This window comes from Psychrobacter sanguinis (assembly GCF_020736705.1).
Taxonomy (GTDB): domain Bacteria; phylum Pseudomonadota; class Gammaproteobacteria; order Pseudomonadales; family Moraxellaceae; genus Psychrobacter; species Psychrobacter sanguinis.
The window spans coordinates 600,530-618,767 of record NZ_CP085990.1; the positions used below are offsets into that span (position 1 = coordinate 600,530).

Below are 18,238 nucleotides of genomic sequence, written 5' to 3' on the forward strand. Positions count from 1 at the left end.
CTTGAATCATAGTTAAACACTTCATAGTGTCTAATTATTCATTAACAAGTTACCGCTCAAACCTGTCATAACCCTCGCTAATTATTGACAGTTGTCTATTAATAGGTTCAGTTAAATCCTAATAGCTACTCTAATTTGACCCTACTAAAGTTTACCCTTACTAAAACGTAACTAAATATTACCAACTATCTGGCTCTATAAAAGGCATTAACAAGGTTTATTCCTCTGTATCAACGTACTCTATCCTGAAACAGCCTCGCCTATCTTTTAAAATTTTAGATAAGGGCAGAGTACGTACACACTATTACTCTCCCCCGATATTAGATAACGCTTATTCTGCTAATTTGATAAGAATCCAGACTGTCTAGGGCTTAATCATCATTCAATAGTTTCAAAAAAACTGATTAAATTTTAGACACTTGAAAAGCATTAATTTAGTGCTCGTCCATTGACTAATGGGGCAATTTTGCGTTATAAATGTTTTTTCAATTCTACATATTTACTGATAGCCTATAATCGGTATGTGCTAATACCTTTCCCTTATTTGGTCTGATATTGTTAATATATCATTATAACTAAAGCAATTTTGTTGATGACATAGACCAGCAATCATGACCTTATTCAGTCGTTCTTGCTAGGAAAAACCCACATTACCGTATTGTTTCTAAGTTAACTGGTTTTAAGTCGGCTAGAAAGTCTTAGACCAACTGACAAACAGTTGTCTCATCAACAGTTAGGCTATACAGATCAATTTCATAATAGATAAAGCGAGTTAAAAATTATTTTTTAATGTTGTTTTAAGCTGTTTAAGCCATGGAAAGCTACCCCTTTTAGGAGTAACCTTTGAGTCGCTTAAATAGCTCGTTTATATTTAGTGTCATACCCCGATAACTTTTTTAAATTAGAGGCCGAGTAGGTCTTGGTTTGAGTTAAACCTGACGGCCTTTTTTTTATTTTTGTTATCGACCCCAAACTTACTGTTTATTCCAATAATTAAGAGGATTTTATGGCTAACGAAAATGCATATCTAAAGGTAGATGGAAAGGAATATGAATTACCAATTATTGAAGGTACGCTTGGTCCGTCAGTAATTGACATTGCTGCTTTCCAAGAAGCCGGCTATTGGACTTACGATCCAGGCTACAAAGTAACTGCGCCAGTAGAATCAGCCATCACCTTTATTGATGGTGACAAAGGCGAATTGTTACACCGCGGCTATCCTATCGACCAGTTAGCTGATAATGCTGAATATCTAGAAGTTTGCTATGCGTTATTACATGGTGACTTGCCAAATGCTGAACAAAAAGAAGAGTTTTACAAAAAAGTAAGAGAGCATACTGGTGTTCATGACCAATTACGTAAATTCTTCGAAGGTTTCCGCCGTGATGCTCACCCAATGGCTATCATGGTAGGTGTGGTAGGTGCATTGTCTGCCTTCTATCATGACCATCTTGATGTTACTGATGAGAAACAGCGCGATATCACTGCTATCCGCTTAATCTCAAAAATGCCAACCATCGCTGCGATGAGCTACAAGTACACCAAGGGCGAACCATTCATGTACCCACGTAATGATTTTAATTACGCGGAAAACTTCTTATACATGATGTTCGCAACGCCAGCAGATGTAAACTACAAAGTAGATCCAATCATTGCTAAAGCAATGGACAAGATCTTTACTTTACACGCTGACCACGAGCAAAACGCTTCTACTTCTACTGTTCGTTTGACCGCATCTACTGGTGCTAACCCATATGCTTGTATCGCTGCTGGTATCGTAGCGCTTTGGGGACCATCACACGGTGGTGCTAACGAAGCGGTTCTAAAAATGTTAGATGAAATCGGCACTGTAGAAAACGTTGACGAGTTCATGGAAAAAGTTAAACGCAAAGAAGTGAAGCTAATGGGCTTTGGTCACCGCGTTTACAAAAACTTCGATCCACGTGCGAAAGTAATGAAGGAAACTTGTGACGAAGTTTTAGGTGCTTTAGGTATCAATGATCCTAAGCTTGAGCTTGCAATGAAGCTTGAGAAAATCGCTCTAGAAGACGAGTACTTCGTAAAACGTAACCTATATCCAAACGTTGACTTCTACTCAGGTATCATCCTTAAAGCGATTGGTATCCCAACTGAAATGTTCACCGTTATCTTCGCTTTAGCCCGTACTTCAGGTTGGATTAGCCACTTGTTAGAAATGCATTCAGCACCATTCAAGATTGGTCGTCCACGTCAGTTATACACTGGCGAAACCAAGCGTGACTTCGTAAAACTTGAAGACCGCAAATAAGCTTTATTGTTTATTTAGCTAGTTCGAGGATTAGCTAAGACTAACCTAAGCAGTTTGTTAATCTTAGCCTTTCTCAAAAAGAAGCCCCCGATATATCGGGGGCTTTTTTTATCCTCTTTTTTTACGGGTCTCTTTTGTTTAATACGCTTATTAAGCTTAAACCTTATCAACTTAGCGCTTACTTAAACTGTTTCAGCTTTTGTTGATACTGCTCAATTTGCTTGTCATAGTCTTCAATTTTTTCATTGAACTCTGTTGCCAACCTATCAAACTCAGCCACTTGCTTTTGTTGCTCTTCGATTTGAGACTGTTTTAGTGCTTCAAGTTCGGCACTCTGCTGTCTTTCAATCTGCTCCCATATTTGATACTGCTTAAGCATTCTGGCTAGAGCAGGGCTTTTTATCACCAGACGTTCAGCCAACTCTGCATTGTTAAACACTTGAGGCGTTAAAGTAGCGACACTTAACAAGGTATCAATATCTTGTGCTGATATCGGTGTGTCATCTTCAAGATACAACGACTGCATAGCCTCATTATAGCGGAGACCAATTTCTTTAGCGCTCAACTCTTGAGGAGGTGCTATCGCCAGTTTAATCAATGGCAACTCTTGCAACGTTACTTCCTCAGTGTCAGTCCCCTTTTTACCTGAGTCGATAGAAGGCGCTTTGTTAGCATCTACTGCTTCATTTATGGGCTGATTCGTTGTTTTACTCGTCGCTTCAGTTGTGGCTTTAACTGCTGCCTCACCTGGCGTTCTACTTATAAGTGGCGAGTTGGGCGTTTTATCCGCAGCAGTTTGACTCTCTACGACATCGGTCGCTGCTGACTTATTAGCTGCATTATCGGTATTTATTGGGCTATCATCCGGACTATCTGCTGCTTGTAATGCTTCATACTCAGCCAATTGGCTTTGTTGCAAATCAAGCATACGGTTCACAAACTCAGTCTCAAAATTAGCGACTTGTGTTTTGGCCTCTTGGCTCATCGAAACGGCATTACCGTTTGCCACTTCTTGCGTGGAATTTTGTGCTTTATTGCCGTCTTCTGTGTCCGGCTGGCAGCCCGATAAACCAATCGCCGCCACTAGTCCAAAAGTTAATAATGATTTGACAGGCGCTGGCTTTTTAGTAATGACCTGGTTAGATGTCACAGAATTTTTATTACTCTCAATCATGCTTTGTGCTCCTCATTCGACTGCTTATTAGACTGCAGAAAAGGAATGCAAGCTTGCCAAGCGCCACAATCTTTACCCTGCTCACGGCGCACAAAATAGTCTTGTACCATACGTGCCTGTTGTTCAATACCATAGGCGAAGAAAGACTTACCATCTGCTAAGGTATAGTCATAGCGTCGGTTCATCACTGCGCCACGCACCACCTTTAAGCCTTGTTGCAACTGCCAAACATGAGTCAGCTCATGAATCAGCCAGCTTTTTCTGCCCAATGGGGCTTTACTAAAATCCTCTGTCCAATCTTCAGGGTTAAAGTAAATATTACCATTAGGACTCACCGCATAGTTTTTTAGTACCCACCACGCTGTTTTGAGACGGACTTGACTGACATCAAAATCCGGACCAAACACCGAATGTGCCATCTTAATCTCCGCTTCGTTTAATGCCCTACTCTTTTGTGGCCCAGTTTTTATGTTTACCTTAGTACTGACATAGGCCGTTGCTTTAGGCAATTTTTGCCAATGCCGCTTAAGTTGATTGATTTGTTTAAGTTGTTTGAGTTTCGATCGCATGGTTATCACTCTATTGACCTCCTCCCCTCGCTAAACCGAGGGGATTCCTACCGCTAGACGGCCAAGCCCGACCGCAAGGATGTTCTTAGCGGCATTGATATCTCTATCATGCCATGTGCCACACTCAGCACACCTCCATCCTCTTATTCCAAGATCTGCTCTACCTCTCGGACTACTGTCACTTATTTCAAGGCAGCACGAGCAGGTCTGGGTAGTGTAACTTTCATTTACTATCTCAAGCTGACAACCTGCATACTTGCATTTATATTCCAGTTGTCGTTTAAGTTCAAACCATCCTGCATCGTATGTCGATTTAGCTAGGTTGGTTTTTTTAGTTGTAAATGAGCGTGATTTAACATCACCAACCACAATTAAAGCATTATCCTTAACTAATTGGGTGGTGAACTTATGAATTAAGTCTAACCTTGTATTTTTTATTTTGGCGTGGATTGCTTTGACACGATTTTTATTCTTAGCACGCTGGGCTACTGCTAATTTATTCGCCCATTTTTGAGTCTGCTTAATAGTAAGTTTATCACCCATTGAGGTAGTAGCAGACTCTTTTAAGCCCAAATCAATTCCAACGCTGCCCTTACCACTTACTTGCTTAGGAAAGTCTTTAACGGTAATACACGCATACCAACGATTACGACTGTCTTGTACTATCTCAAGCGTGTTAATTTGATACAAAGACAAATTGTAGCTATCGAATACATCGATGATGAGCTTTTGACCTTTAGTTAGGGATAGCTGTATGGTTGATCTAAGTGCCTTCTTACCTGTCTGCCTTGTTTGCAAATACTTGATAGCAGATTTCTTAAAAGGTATCCATCCCAATGATTTACGTTTGGCATCCACACGATTGGTACGCCAGTTAAGTTTGGCTTTTTTAAATTGTTTACGTGATTTAGCGTGAGTCTCATTGATAGCCTGTAACGTCTGACTGTGTAATCCTAAATACTCACCGCTACCTTTGGTGTACTCATTTAGATCATAAGCACTAAAAAACTTACCGGTACGTTTTAGATGCTCAAAACTTAACGCATTGACATAGTTCCACACGAAGTTTACTGAACTGCTTAGCTTGTTCAGCTCTTTTATGTGCTTGTCTTTGATGCGTAGTTTGAGTGTTTTCATATGCTTAGTATGGCGAGGTTAATTTTGACTTACAACCCTTTAACGACTTCTTACGACAGTGTATGTCGCCTTATATCCACCCCCTGAAGTGGGTAATGCCAGTCAGTTAAGGCAAAAACTCCCTAAAAGTAATAAAATAGCCCATCTAATAAGTAGATGGGCTATTTTACTATGAGACTACAAGACGCTATTAATGAGACGCATAAAAGGATTCCAGACACCCTAGAACAATTTAGTGAATTAATAGATCCTGACTGGATACAGCAGGCTTTAGAATATACGGGCAAAGCGAGCATTAGAAGACGTAAGCTACCTGCCGAACACGTTGTTTGGATAGTCATCGGCACAGCTTTATATCGAAACCGTTCCATCTGGTATATCACAGAGCAAATGCGGCTTAATATAGACTCACAGGCCTGCGTACCCAGCGCTGTGGTACAAGCAAGACAACGCCTCGGGCATGAGCCTCTAAAGCAGCTATTTCATCAACTAAGTGCTCACTACCAAACAGAATCACGAGCCCAGCAGCAAGACTTCATGGGACTTAGCGTCCAAGCTGTAGACGGTGTCGTATACTCACTCCCATCCACTGATGAGAACCTTCAGCACTTTAGCTCAAGCAAAGGCAGAACTAAAGAGGCGCCCTATCCCCAAATGCGTTCGGTATGTCTGATCAATACTGACACGCATGAGGTATAGTGGTCAACTAATTTAGGACACCTGATAAGAGGTTTTTGTTAAAGTAGCGTTTCTCTTTTTCTAACGGTGTTAAATAGTCATTAAAACGGTGTGGTCTCACTGACTGATAATAGCCCCAAATATAATCAATAATGGCAGTCCGAGCTTCAGCAATATTCTCATAACCGCCCTTTGGCATCCATTCTGTTTTAAAGCTCCTGAAGAACCTTTCAGTTGGCGCGTTGTCCCAACAGTTACCTTTTCGGCTCATGCTCTGCTTCATGCCATTACAACTTGCCACGGATTCAGCAAACTTCTTGCTAGTGTAATGGGTGCCTTGATCAGAGTGAAACAACACCCCACTTGGCTTTAAGCGCGACTGATACGCCATCTGCAGCGCTTTGGTTGTCAGCATACTGTCAGGCGAATCTGATACAGCAAAGCCAACAATACGACGAGCATATAAATCTAAAACGATAGCTAGGTAGCACCAGCCGCCTTTGATACGAATATATGTGACATCACCTGTCCAGACATGATTGGGCGCTGATGGGCTAAAATTACGGTTCAGTATATTGTCATGAGCTTTGTGTTCTTCATCAGCATGCTTATATTTATGCGTTTTCAATTGACAGCTTTTAAGCCCCATCTGCGCCATGAGTTTACCTGCTATATAGCGGGTCAGCTTGATGCCGTGTTCATTCATTAGTATAGCGGCAATGCTGCGAGCGCCTGCTGAGCGCTTTGAGTCGTTAAATATTTGGCGGACTAATGCTTTAGTTTTGACGGTTTCAAGGCTGATGGGCTTAGGCTTTAGTCCATAGTAGTAACTGCTCTTCATCACGCCAAACAGCTTGCACAGAAGGCTTTTACTGACCTGTTTGTCTTGCTCTGCAAGCTGTCTTATTAACGATAGCCGTTCAGGCGGTCCAAGGCCAGCAGAGCAGAAGCCTTTTTTAGAATGTCGCGCTCCATAGTCAGCCGCTTAACCTGCTTACGCAGCTCTTGAAGCTCGCGCTGTTCATCCGTTAAAGCGTTGCCGGCTTTAGGTGCTTCGCCACTGATTTCTTGACGGTATTGACTCAGCCATTTCTGCAAGGTAGATTTACCTATCCCTAAGGAATTGGCCACGTCAGGTATGGTGCGGTTGTGATCAACAACTAAGCTAATCGCTTCTAATTTAAATTCTCGGGTATATTGATTGCGTTTGTTGGTCATACTATTTTCCTTCTTTGAGTTAGTATAACCTCTTAGCTGCTGTCCAATTTTATTATGCCACTACAGAATAGCAGGGCTAAAATAATAGGACTAGAAAGACAGCTTAAATGAATTATAAAAGCATAATGAGTGCACCCGTCATCAGCTACAAGGGCAAGCAACATGGGTGTACATTACAACACTACCTACTTATGCATAAATTACAAAAAACATAAAAGGTTACAGGCGCTCAACTTGCAATTTGACCACTTTTGAGCTGTAATCAAAGGCTTAATATCGCTTATTAATAACTTTAATAACTCGTTAATCCATTATCGACAAATTATTAAGAAGCTACTAAAGAGTTATTAGTAAGCGATTCACAATCGATGATATTAACAATATCCCTCTTACCGATATTAAAATTTTCTCATTTTTATATAAGGCAGTTGTCCTTCATTATGGCCAATAACAGCAGCAACCTTCCCTACTCTGACACCCCATTAGCCCAGCGCATGAGACCCAAAACTTTAGAAGAGGTGATTGGGCAGACTCATCTCTTATCTCCTAGCGCTCCTATCCGCCGCTTTGTTGATCATGGTCATCTGCCGTCCCTTATTTTGCACGGTGAAGCGGGTATTGGTAAGACTACTATTGCCATGCTACTAGCCGATGCGGTAGGGCGTCCTTTTTATCCTTTATCAGCGATTAATACCGGGGTAAAGCAACTGCGTGAAGTCTTAGATGCAGGGAGTAAACCTGGACAAGGAGGATTGGAATTTGCCGCACCTGTGGTCTTTATCGATGAGATTCATCGTTTTAATAAAGCCCAACAAGATGCTTTGCTAGGTGCAGTCGAGTCTGGCGAAATTACCCTAATCGGTGCCACTACTGAAAACCCTTCGTTTAGTGTTAATAATGCTCTACTGTCTCGTTGTCAGGTCTATCGTTTAGAGCCCTTAACTGAAGAGCAGATTGAGCAGCTGCTACAGCGTGCTATTAGCGAAGATGAGTTTTTATCAAAGCTAGATATTAGACTGGAAGCAACACCACAGATTGCCAAACTTGCCCAAGGTGATGCTCGCAAATCTCTGAATTTATTAGAGCTAGCCGTACAGGCCTCGGATCATAGCCAACAGCCCATTGTTATTAATGATGCCTTACTGTCCAGTGTGGCGCAAACGGCACTACAGCGCTATGACAAAGGCGGTGATCAACATTACGACATTATCTCGGCGATGATAAAATCAGTACGTGGCTCTGACCCCGATGCTGCTCTATATTGGATGGCACGTATGTTAGTCGCCGGCGAACCGCCAGAGTTTATCGCCCGTCGCTTGGTTATTTTGGCCAGCGAGGACATCGGTAATGCCAATCCTAATGCTTTGTTGTTGGCCGATGCTGCCTTGCGGTCTGTAAAAATGATTGGCATGCCAGAAGCCCGTATTATTTTGGGTCAAGTGGTGGTCTATTTGGCTACTTCAGCCAAAAGTAACAGTACCTATTTGGCAATCAATAAAGCGATGCAACTGGCTCAAAAAGACCAGTCGCCTGTGCCCTACCATTTACGCAATGGGGTGACCAAGCTAATGCAATCACAAGGCTATGGTGAGGGTTATGTTTATCCCCATGACTACCCCAATCATTATCAGCCTCAACAGTATCTGCCGGATAATTTGGTGGGCACACAGTTTTATTATTATGCTGACAACCAACGCGAACAGCACAGTCTGAAATTTATGCAGTGGTTACAGTCACAGTCCACACCATCTAAGTAGCTGTTACTAAAAGACTTAAAGAAGCTGGACTTAAATAGATTGGTAGTTAATAACCTTTAAATTTAAGTTACCTAGCCATAACGTCGACCTTAACTATATTGACTAATTGTTAGCTTATTACCGGTTAATCACGATTTTTCAATATCAACGATTGAGTGCAGTTAATGGCACTCAGTCTCAGTTAGGGTTACAATGGTCAGCAGTCCTGCATGATTGGCAGTGAACACCCACATTTAAATCAAAAAAACTTGAATCAACAAACCAGCTTTTAACTTTCGTTATTTAACGAAAGCTATTGAATATATAAGAGAAAAATTCCCATGGCATTAGATAATATTAAAGACATCATTGAAGACATCCGCGCCGGTAAAATGGTCATCTTGATGGATGATGAAGACCGCGAGAATGAGGGTGACCTAATTATGGCGGCCACGCATGTCAATAGCGAAGCCATCAACTTTATGATTACTCACGCCCGCGGTTTGGTATGCTTAACCTTGACTGAGGAGCGTTGCCGTCGTCTTGAATTACCGTTAATGAGTGACCGTAACGAAGCCAAATTTAGTACCAACTTTACGGTATCTATCGAAGCGGCTGAAGGCGTAACCACTGGTATCTCTGCAGCCGACCGTGCCCGCACCGTTCAAGCGGCGGTATCGGCCACGGCCAAAGCGGAAGATATCGTGCAGCCTGGCCATATCTTCCCGATTATGGCGCAAAAAGGTGGCGTCTTGCATCGTGCTGGTCACACTGAAGCCGGTTGTGACTTGGCGCGTCTAGCCGGTCTTGAGCCTGCTGCCGTCATCGTTGAAATTATTAATCCTGATGGCACCATGGCCCGCCGTGATGATTTAGAAAAGTTTGCCGCTGAACATGACTTAAAGATTGGTACCATCGCTGATTTAATCAATTACCGTATTGCCAATGAGCAGACTGTGAATGAAGTGAGCAAACGTCCTTTTGAAACCGACTTTGGTACGTTTACCCTGTATCAGTTCAAAGAGTATGGCGCTTCTGAAACTCATGTTGCTTTGGTGAAGGGCGATCTAAGCGAAGGCGTAAGTACCGTACGCGTTCATGGTTTCCATCCATTACGTGACTTATTTTCCGCCAAACGTGATGAAACTGGCCGTAGTGGCTGGAGTGTGCAAAGCTCTTTAAAAGAAATTAGCGAATCTGAGCGTGGCGTACTGGTATGGATTGGTAGCAATCAACCTGTAGATTTGGGCGAAGCGCTTGAGCGTGCCAGCAACAATCAATCTATTTCTACCCTATCTAATCAGCCTTACCGTAGCATTGGTGTTGGCGCTCAGATTTTACGTCATTTAGGCGTGCGTGATATGCGTTTATTATCGACGCCGCTTAAATTTAATGCCTTATCAGGTTTTGATTTAAATGTGGTGGAGTGTGTTGATTCACCTGACGCCCCAAATCGTTAATTCTCGATCCAATTTAGTTTATTACTTAGTTCATTATTTAGTTGTCTAAGAGACTGGTTAGTTGACTAGAAGGCTGGCTTGATAAAAGGCCAGCCTAATCAAAAGCAGCTAGATAAAATTTTTAATTCGGGATGGGCTAATTCTGGATATGTACAGCAATGATTAAATCGTTAAAGCTTAAGCCAACTAACCTCTCAATCAAAGCATCAGATCTGCTGCAATCTTATACTCCTCGATTGCAACAGGTTATAAGCTACGATGGCATGGCTATTCCTGTCACCGTGGTTGGTAATCCTGAAGCCCAGCCGGTATTAATGCTTCATGCGTTTGGTATGGATGCCCGCCAATTTTTGCCTTTTGTATTGCTTTTAGCGGGTCGGTTTTGTTTTTATCTGCCCCACTTTCGGGGTTTCGGCTTAGCTGCAGACAATCCTACTTCTGAGTTTGACTTTATTGAACAGTATGCTAAAGATGTGGATCAGTTATTGACTCATATTTGCGACACCCATCAAGTGGCATCTGTTGATGTAGCAGGCATATCGATGGGTGCATTGGTGGCTTGGGCTCATTTTAACCGCTATGCCGATTCGCCGCAGCATTCAAAAATAGGTCGTTATTTAAATATTGATCAGTCGCCCACTGTGCAGAACCAATCGGATTGGCGCGGTGGTGTCTTCGGTGAAAAGCAAACTGAAGTGTTTAATCATTTTCATCACGTATTACAGGCAACCCTACCTTATTTACCGAAACAAGATTTAGAGCAGCCGGGTTTAGAAGAACGACAAACCCTTGAATTTGCTCAGTTACCTTTGAAGGTTAAAAAACAGATTGTCGAGTTAGAGACTGCTTTCTCTTTAATGTCAGTACAGCGTTTGCCTTCTCGGTGGCTAATCAATAGCAGTGGTTATAAACCCGCACGTGTGCTCGACCGTTATCAACATCCGACTTGGCAACAGAAACTGCGCGGTTTACAGGCCTACTTAGAATTACCTTATGATTATCGGCAGGCGCTAAGCTCTATTCAATCTCCACTAACCATGTTGATTGGTGGTCAGTCCCAGCTTTATGACCCCAAATGGCAGCATAAAGTAGCCGAAGGTTTGCCCCACGCAAATATTATTGAAATTGCCAAATCAGGTCATGCGATTCCTTTAGATGCGCCACTACAATTCTCCCGTGCACTTAAACAGTTTCTATTGGCCAGTTAATGCGGTTCTTTTAATTGCGGTCTTTGAATGTCGCCTTCTGTGTCTAATAAATAGGTTTGAAAGATAGGCTAACAATGTTGTCTTTTAAGCAGGGCGATTATTGTTTATAGTTAGTTTATAATGGGTTTAACGGCGTTAATTTTAATATTGTTAATTCCGTTCGACCTTTTTGCGCCATTTTAAACCTATTCAATAGAGCCTGACTGACCCTTATGACCGATAGCCTATATGACACCCAAGCTTATAATTATCCAATGTTGGATGATGACACTCGGATAAAAATTGCAAAATTGCGTCAGTCTATTGCTCGACTTGAAGCCAACCTACTTACCCCTCATTCAGTAGCAAAAGACGCTAATACTGACCATAACTTTAATAATAATCCTATTCTTGAACAAAGTTCAGTCGATTACGCGGGCGAGTTAAATCAAAGTCAACTTCTAGCAGCCACCACTATCAAAGGCAAGGTGTTGGTTATTGCTGGTGCCGGCTCTGGCAAGACCAAGACCCTGACCTATCGCACCAGTTATTTAATTGAAAGCGGTGCTTCTCCAAGTAGCATTCTATTACTAACGTTTACCCGTAAAGCCGCCGATGAGATTAAGGGTCGGGTAAAAGCACTGTTGGCAGAAAACGTCGCTGATAACAGTGCCTCAGCCAATCTAAGAGGTTTGAATCTTAACGCCATTACTAGCGGTACTTTCCACTCGTTTTGCAACATGCTATTGCGCCGCTATTCAGGTTTGCTGGGCATTAACCCTAGATTCACGATTTTGGACACCAGTGACAGTGAAGATGCGATAGATTTAATCTGTAAAGAGAAAGGTTTTGTGCGCAAAAACATGAAACAGGCCTTCCCTCGCAAGAAGACACTACAGAACCTGATCTCTACGTCCCGTAACCGCCGTATCCTGCTAAAGGATTTGATTGAAAATGATTATCCAGACTTAACCATTCACATACCAGCCATTGAGCAATTGGCAGAAGAGTATCATCGCTATAAACGTGCCAATCACCTGTATGACTTTGATGATATTATCAGCCAAGTAGTCAGTCACTTAAGAAACAACCTACAGTTTAGAAGGCTGATTCAAGACACCTATCGTCATGTAATGGTCGATGAGTATCAAGACACCAACGTCCCCCAAAAGCAACTGATTGATTATATTTGCGAGCCTGATAATGTGTCGTTAATGGTGGTGGGAGATGACAATCAAAGTATTTATGCTTTTCGCGGTGCCAACTATGAAAACATTTTGTTATTTGGTAACAGCTACCCTGATGCCAAGCTTATTAAATTAGAACAAAACTACCGCAGCACGCCAGCGATACTTGACTATGTCAACGCTTTGTCGGAGCAAATCACTTTGGGTTATCAAAAGAGACTGTTTTCAGACCTACCCATAGCTGGTAATAAGCCAGTATTATCGCGTCGTAGTAATGAAGCAGAAGAAGCCAAATATATTGCCAATAGAATAATCGACCTTAAACCCGACTTAGATTACAATGACTTTGCGGTACTTAGCCGTACCTCCTTCCAATCTAACCGAATCCAATTGGAATTTATGGAACGTAATATTCCTTTCATTGTGGTTGGCGGTATTAAGTTTATTGAAAAACGTCATATCAAAGATATTTTGGCTTTGGTTAAAATATTATATAACCCTAATGATTCTATTGCATGGCACCGTATCCTTACTTTATTTAAAGGCGTGGGTGAAGTAACTGCCACTAGGATTACCCAAGCGATTAACAGCAGTAACGATTCTTTTGAGCCTTTACTTGACCCTAAGCTTAACAAAAATAAAGAACAGCTTATTGAGCTATATGAAGTATTAATCAAAGCCGGTCAACAAACCGCTGTTGCCGATACTTTAGATATTTTGATTGAATTTTATCTGCCAGTGTTAAAGACGGTTGAGGATAATTGGCGCGAACGGTCTGAAGACTTCCGAGTGCTTAAGAACTTAGCCCAAGAGCACAGCAGCTTAGACAACTTTTTGGAGAATTTAGCTTTAGACCCGCCTAATGACTCAGTTGCGACCTTAACTCAGCCAGAGCAAAAAGACAAAGATGCGGTGACCATATCTACCATTCACAGTGCTAAGGGTCTCGAATGGCCGGTAGTATTTGTCAATGCGTTGGTTGATGGACTGATGCCTCATCACCGCTCTGTAGCCGAATTTGAAGAACTAGAAGAAGAGCGTAAGCTATTTTATGTTGCCTGTAGCCGTGCTAAAACTCATTTATATCTAACTGCTCCTGATTATTTTTCAAGTTTTGCTGGTTACTTTGATAAGGTCTCTCGTTTTATTAGTGAAGTATCTAAAGACACTATCCAAGTAGACTTTACCACCAGTCTAAAGATGAGCCGTCATAAACCCAAGTCTAATGAGCCTGATTGGTGGTAGTTTTTTAATATGTTTGTTGAAAGGCTTGGCAACAGGTTGTATTAATTCGCTTTAATCAAGTTTGACTGGCTTATTTATCCTGCTAAACTTACGCTTTCTTTTAATTCCCTACTTCTATAATATATATATTATTTTGTATTGCCATATTGGAGCAAATTACGACAATACTGCAGGTTTAATGCTAAAATAACTAGAACATTGGTTGTATTACGCCTAAAAACTCTTTAAACCAATATCAATGCTGTGTTAACCAAACAGATATAGTTTTGAGTCGCTAAGAATGTAATAATTCTTTGCTTTTTAAAAGCAGCTTATCTAGAAAGTAATAAAGTATTAAGATGAAACTGATTAGAATGATTGAATAGATATGGGCAACTAAGGTAGAGAAGCTAGCATGAATTTTTTAAGACACCGTAAACCTTTGCTTACCAGCATGACACTTGCCGTAATAATTGGATTAACTTCTGGTTGTACTAGTATTAATTCAGGCTTGCAATCAGGTGACTTACCGCCACAAGGTGCCTTTATTGCTGAAAATGGGATGCAATTTAATATTCAGCCCTTAAGTTTAGCCACTTTACCATCAGCACCCGCTTATTCTGTCAATCGTTCTGGCACAACTATGAAAAATGCTAGGGTGCGTGAGTTATTAAATAGCTCACGCAGTTCTGAGTATCGCCTTTCAAAAGGTGATGTTCTATCTATCACCTTAGGTGACTATCCCCAAATCCCTAAATCGGATATCGGTTATCCTATAGATCAACAAGGTTATATTCAGTTCCCTTTGATAGGTCGAATAAAAGCAAGTGGTCTATCACTACCTCAGTTTACCACTCAGCTACGTAGTCAACTTCAACGCTACTTGAAATATCCAGATCCCCAAGTACAGGTCCTTAAATATCGTAGTAATAACTTTTTTATTGATGGTGCGGTTAAGCAGCCTGGTGAGTTCAGTATTGAAGACCGACCTGTTTCTCTATATACCGCCCTTTCCATGGCAGGTGGCGTTGGTCCTGAAGGTGACTCAAATAATCTGGTATTAACTCGCAATGGGACTACCTATGAGCTAGGTCTACTTGATTTACAGAATATGGGGATTTCTGCTAGTCGAATCTATCTAAGAGATGGTGACTCTATTCATGTAAACAGTCGTGACCGTAATAAAGTCTATGTACTTGGTGAGTTTGGCAGTGTAAAACCTATTGAGATCCCTGAACAGGGGCTAAGCCTAACCCAAGTATTAGGGGAAGTCCAAGGTTTGGATTCACGCACAGCAGACGCAGCTAAGTTGTACGTAATACGTGATCATGGCCATGCGTCGTATACCGATATTTATCATGCCAACTTGCAGTCTGTTACTAATCTAGCTTTGGCCAATCGCTTTGAGATGCAACCTGGTGATATCGTGTATGTTGATCCAACCGGTTTAACGCGATGGAACCGAGTGCTTAGTTCGATACTTCCTTCAGCTTCAGCGCTTGATAGATATGCATTTTAAATTTATTGATAGGTATCATTATGGCATTTGAAAATATTTTAGTCGTTTGTGTTGGTAATATCTGCCGTAGCCCGATGGCAGAAGCTTTACTAAAGCAGCGCTTTCCTGAGAAAAATATTGACTCAGCGGGTGTGGGTGCTTTAGTCGGCCATGGTGCAGATCCAGCAGCCATCAAAATTATGCAAGAACAAAACATCGATATTACTAGCCATGTTGCCAAACAAATTGATGAGAATTTGGCATTAAACGCTGATCTTATTTTCACTATGTCAGACAGTCAAAATAAATGGATCGAGGAACGCTGGCCTTTTTGTCGTGGTAAAACTTTTAAGTTAGGTCATTGGAATGATAAAGATATTGCTGACCCTTACAAACATGAGTTGAGTGCTTTTCAGACTGCATATCAAGATATCGTTGAAGGTCTCAATGAATGGCAAGATAAGATTATCTAATTTTCTTATTAAGTCTAATTATAAAGATTATCTTTAAATTAATAAGCAGCATTTATATTCCCGTTTTTTTAACAAGTCATTAATAAAATTGTGAAAACTTATGAGTCAGACTGATCTAAACAATTCTAAGAGTAGTATCTCTCAAGATAACGAGCAAATTGACTTGATGGCTCTATTGCTAACCATCTTTAAAGGTTGGAAGACCATTCTAGCAATGGCTCTATTAGGGCTGTTATTAGGGGTTACTTACAGTCGTTATGAACAGCCTACTTATAAAACAGATGCGCTAGTACAAATAGATAGTGCCTCTAAGAGCATTTCTGCGTTAGGGGCTAATATCTCTGAATTAGTCGGTACTGAATCTACTCCTGCAGATACAGAACGTGAGCTGATCAAATCACGTATGGTTCTTCAACCAGTTATTGAAAAACTACACTTAGATATTAGGCTCAGTAATCCTGAGATCAGATCTGTCGACCGTATTTTACAGGATAAGATACCGACCCAATTTAGTACTGGAAAGGAAGTAATATTAGATACAAAGTATGGTGACGTTAAGGTGGCTAGTTTTAATGTTCCATTGGCTTATTTGAATAAGTCATTTACTCTGAATAAGACTGCCACAGGTTTCAAGTTGTCTCATTTTATTAATGAAGAATTAGTAGAGTATAAGGGTAATATTGGTACGCCAACTACTATTAATACTCCAGAGGGAAAGATCAGTTTATTGGTTAATGCATTACCTTCCGAAGGCCATTCTATAAATATTTCTAAAATAGCTATGCCTAATGCTATTAACGCTTTGAATGGCTCTCTGTCTGTGGCAGAGCGAGGATCTAAAACTGGCATCATCGAGTTGACATTAAGCGGTAGTAACCAGGAACATATTAGTACTGTTTTGGCTCAAGTTATACAGTCTTATGTATCACAAAACCTCGAGCGTGGCTCACAACAGACTCGAACAACCCTTGATTTTATGCAATCTCAGATTCCTCAGCTTAAACAAAAGTTAGAGCAATCAGAGCAAGACTTTAATAAATTTCGTCAACAATACGGTACTATTGATGTAAATCAAGAGGCTGGGATACTGGTTAACGAAAGAGCTGCTATTGAAAAACAGGTGAGTGAGTTGAATCTCAAAAAGGCAGAACTATTAACTTACTATACTGAAGAGCATCCTCTAGTTATTCAAATAAATGATCAATTATATACATTAGAAGAAAGACGTAATCAAATTAAGGAAGGCATTTCGCGTTTACCAGAGATGCAACGTGAGTTTCTACAGCTCTCACAAGATACAGAGATTAATCGAGAAATTTATTTAACAATGCTCAAGAACTATCAACAGTTGCAAATTGCTAAAGCTGGCGAGATAGGTTATGTACGTGTTGTAGATATGCCTATTAATACTTATCAAATAATTACGCCTAAGAAAGATTTAATCCAAATGCTTGGTTTATTATCTGGCATGTTATTAGGAATACTTATTGTTTTTGCCAAAAGCTTATTACGTAATTCTATTAAAGACCCTGAACGTTTGGAGGCTAAAACTGGTGTACCTGTTATTGCCACTATTCCAAGATCTAAAACCTCGTTTAACTTAAGTAAAAAGAAAAACAGTCATCGTCGCTTATTAGCTATGGTTGAGCATGATGGATTGAGCTATGAAGGCATAAAGAGCTTAAGAACTTCATTAATGTTTGCAATGCCTAAGACCAGTAGAATAGCTAGTATATTTGGCGATATGGATCCTGCTTTATCTGCTAAACAAGGCAAGGTTATTGTTATCTCAGGGGAAGCCCCTAACATTGGTAAGTCGTTTATTTCATCGAATCTTGCAGAAACCTTTTCCCAACTTAATAAGAAAGTGTTAATTATAGATGGCGATATGCGCCGTGGCGAGCTCAATAAGATTTTTACTGTTACTCAAAATAATGGGTTAGGCGACTATTTAACTGAAGATAATGCTGGCCTTAATGACTACATTCATCCTACTAGCTTTGAATTTATTGATTTTATGCCAAGAGGTAAACATCCTTATAATCCGGCTTCACTTCTATCTACAGATAAATTCAGTAAGATGTTATTAGAGTTAGTGTCTATATATGATTATATTATCATTGATACACCGCCGGTTCTTGCCGTTTCTGATGCTATAATTACAGCACAATATGCAGATAAAGTATTAATGGTCACTCGTTATAATGTTTCTATCGAAGGACAATTAGCTTATGCAATTAAACAGATGCAGAAATCAAATATTATAGTCGATGGTATTGTACTAAATGATGTAGTACGTGGTATTACTGATAAGTATAGTTACCACTATAGCTATGCATATGATAACTCTAAAGATTAGAGTTTTATTTAGTATTTATAAATTTATAATTATTATTTTTAAACAAGAGAG

14 protein-coding genes are annotated in these 18,238 nt (G+C 40.6%); 9 read left to right on the top strand and 5 right to left on the bottom strand.

What is annotated here, in order from left to right:
* The first annotated feature begins 1,006 nt into the window (after positions 1 to 1,006).
* Positions 1,007 to 2,287: a citrate synthase gene (gene gltA / locus LK453_RS02565; protein ID WP_201529036.1), complete on the top strand. Its 1,281-nt coding sequence runs from the start codon at positions 1,007 to 1,009 to the stop codon at positions 2,285 to 2,287.
* Between the two features lie 178 nt (positions 2,288 to 2,465).
* On the opposite strand, the gene LK453_RS02570 is transcribed toward gltA, so the two are convergent.
* The 3 genes from LK453_RS02570 to LK453_RS02580 are packed head-to-tail and all read right to left on the bottom strand — an operon-like array spanning position 2,466 to position 5,167.
* The gene (locus LK453_RS02570; protein ID WP_201541893.1) at positions 2,466 to 3,461 is read right to left on the bottom strand and encodes a hypothetical protein; all 996 of its coding nucleotides are present in this window, start codon (positions 3,459 to 3,461) and stop codon (positions 2,466 to 2,468) included.
* The gene (locus LK453_RS02575) at positions 3,458 to 4,030 is read right to left on the bottom strand and encodes a hypothetical protein (RefSeq protein WP_201538420.1); all 573 of its coding nucleotides are present in this window, start codon (positions 4,028 to 4,030) and stop codon (positions 3,458 to 3,460) included. The genes LK453_RS02570 and LK453_RS02575 overlap by 4 nt, the downstream gene beginning before the upstream one ends.
* 30 nt (positions 4,031 to 4,060) lie before the next feature.
* A complete protein-coding gene (locus LK453_RS02580) occupies positions 4,061 to 5,167 on the bottom strand; it encodes an RNA-guided endonuclease InsQ/TnpB family protein (RefSeq protein WP_201541891.1) in 1,107 nt (368 codons plus the stop codon).
* A gap of 171 nt (positions 5,168 to 5,338) precedes the next feature.
* On the opposite strand from LK453_RS02580, the gene LK453_RS02585 reads away from it, so the two are divergent.
* Positions 5,339 to 5,866, top strand: coding sequence for a transposase domain-containing protein (locus LK453_RS02585; RefSeq protein WP_227945182.1), 528 nt, complete (start codon positions 5,339 to 5,341; stop codon positions 5,864 to 5,866).
* Between the two features lie 7 nt (positions 5,867 to 5,873).
* On the opposite strand, the gene LK453_RS02590 is transcribed toward LK453_RS02585, so the two are convergent.
* Positions 5,874 to 6,752 (bottom strand): IS3 family transposase, encoded by an 879-nt coding sequence (locus LK453_RS02590; protein ID WP_201538359.1) that lies wholly within the window; start codon positions 6,750 to 6,752, stop codon positions 5,874 to 5,876.
* Entirely contained in the window at positions 6,752 to 7,063 is a 312-nt protein-coding gene (locus tag LK453_RS02595; protein WP_201542024.1) for a transposase, read from the bottom strand. The genes LK453_RS02590 and LK453_RS02595 overlap by 1 nt, the downstream gene beginning before the upstream one ends.
* Positions 7,064 to 7,503: 440 nt before the next feature.
* On the opposite strand from LK453_RS02595, the gene LK453_RS02600 reads away from it, so the two are divergent.
* From LK453_RS02600 to LK453_RS02630, 7 genes are all read left to right on the top strand, one after another.
* The gene (locus LK453_RS02600) at positions 7,504 to 8,820 is read left to right on the top strand and encodes a replication-associated recombination protein A (protein ID WP_201538344.1); all 1,317 of its coding nucleotides are present in this window, start codon (positions 7,504 to 7,506) and stop codon (positions 8,818 to 8,820) included.
* Between the two features lie 320 nt (positions 8,821 to 9,140).
* Positions 9,141 to 10,259, top strand: coding sequence for a bifunctional 3,4-dihydroxy-2-butanone-4-phosphate synthase/GTP cyclohydrolase II (ribBA, locus tag LK453_RS02605; protein ID WP_201538346.1), 1,119 nt, complete (start codon positions 9,141 to 9,143; stop codon positions 10,257 to 10,259).
* Between the two features lie 158 nt (positions 10,260 to 10,417).
* Positions 10,418 to 11,467, top strand: a complete 1,050-nt coding sequence (locus LK453_RS02610; protein WP_201542025.1) for an alpha/beta fold hydrolase — start codon at positions 10,418 to 10,420, stop codon at positions 11,465 to 11,467.
* Positions 11,468 to 11,679: 212 nt separating this feature from the next.
* Positions 11,680 to 13,878, top strand: coding sequence for an ATP-dependent helicase (locus tag LK453_RS02615; protein ID WP_201538350.1), 2,199 nt, complete (start codon positions 11,680 to 11,682; stop codon positions 13,876 to 13,878).
* A 394-nt stretch (positions 13,879 to 14,272) separates the two neighbouring features.
* Positions 14,273 to 15,376, top strand: a complete 1,104-nt coding sequence (locus LK453_RS02620; RefSeq protein ID WP_201538352.1) for a polysaccharide biosynthesis/export family protein — start codon at positions 14,273 to 14,275, stop codon at positions 15,374 to 15,376.
* Positions 15,377 to 15,396: 20 nt separating this feature from the next.
* Entirely contained in the window at positions 15,397 to 15,828 is a 432-nt protein-coding gene (locus LK453_RS02625) for a low molecular weight protein-tyrosine-phosphatase (RefSeq protein ID WP_201538355.1), read from the top strand.
* 100 nt (positions 15,829 to 15,928) lie between these two features.
* Entirely contained in the window at positions 15,929 to 18,187 is a 2,259-nt protein-coding gene (locus LK453_RS02630) for a polysaccharide biosynthesis tyrosine autokinase (RefSeq protein WP_201542030.1), read from the top strand.
* Positions 18,188 to 18,238: the final 51 nt, after the last annotated feature.

Coding starts and splice junctions, on each gene's coding strand:
- gltA (WP_201529036.1), top strand. CDS start 1,007: ATGGCTAACGAAAATGCATATCTAAAGGTAGATGGAAAGGAATATGAA.
- LK453_RS02580 (WP_201541891.1), bottom strand. CDS start 5,167: ATGAAAACACTCAAACTACGCATCAAAGACAAGCACATAAAAGAGCTG.
- LK453_RS02615 (WP_201538350.1), top strand. CDS start 11,680: ATGACCGATAGCCTATATGACACCCAAGCTTATAATTATCCAATGTTG.
- LK453_RS02625 (WP_201538355.1), top strand. CDS start 15,397: ATGGCATTTGAAAATATTTTAGTCGTTTGTGTTGGTAATATCTGCCGT.
- LK453_RS02620 (WP_201538352.1), top strand. CDS start 14,273: ATGAATTTTTTAAGACACCGTAAACCTTTGCTTACCAGCATGACACTT.
- LK453_RS02575 (WP_201538420.1), bottom strand. CDS start 4,030: ATGCGATCGAAACTCAAACAACTTAAACAAATCAATCAACTTAAGCGG.
- LK453_RS02595 (WP_201542024.1), bottom strand. CDS start 7,063: ATGACCAACAAACGCAATCAATATACCCGAGAATTTAAATTAGAAGCG.
- LK453_RS02570 (WP_201541893.1), bottom strand. CDS start 3,461: ATGATTGAGAGTAATAAAAATTCTGTGACATCTAACCAGGTCATTACT.
- LK453_RS02585 (WP_227945182.1), top strand. CDS start 5,339: ATGAGACTACAAGACGCTATTAATGAGACGCATAAAAGGATTCCAGAC.
- LK453_RS02630 (WP_201542030.1), top strand. CDS start 15,929: ATGAGTCAGACTGATCTAAACAATTCTAAGAGTAGTATCTCTCAAGAT.
- ribBA (WP_201538346.1), top strand. CDS start 9,141: ATGGCATTAGATAATATTAAAGACATCATTGAAGACATCCGCGCCGGT.
- LK453_RS02600 (WP_201538344.1), top strand. CDS start 7,504: ATGGCCAATAACAGCAGCAACCTTCCCTACTCTGACACCCCATTAGCC.
- LK453_RS02610 (WP_201542025.1), top strand. CDS start 10,418: ATGATTAAATCGTTAAAGCTTAAGCCAACTAACCTCTCAATCAAAGCA.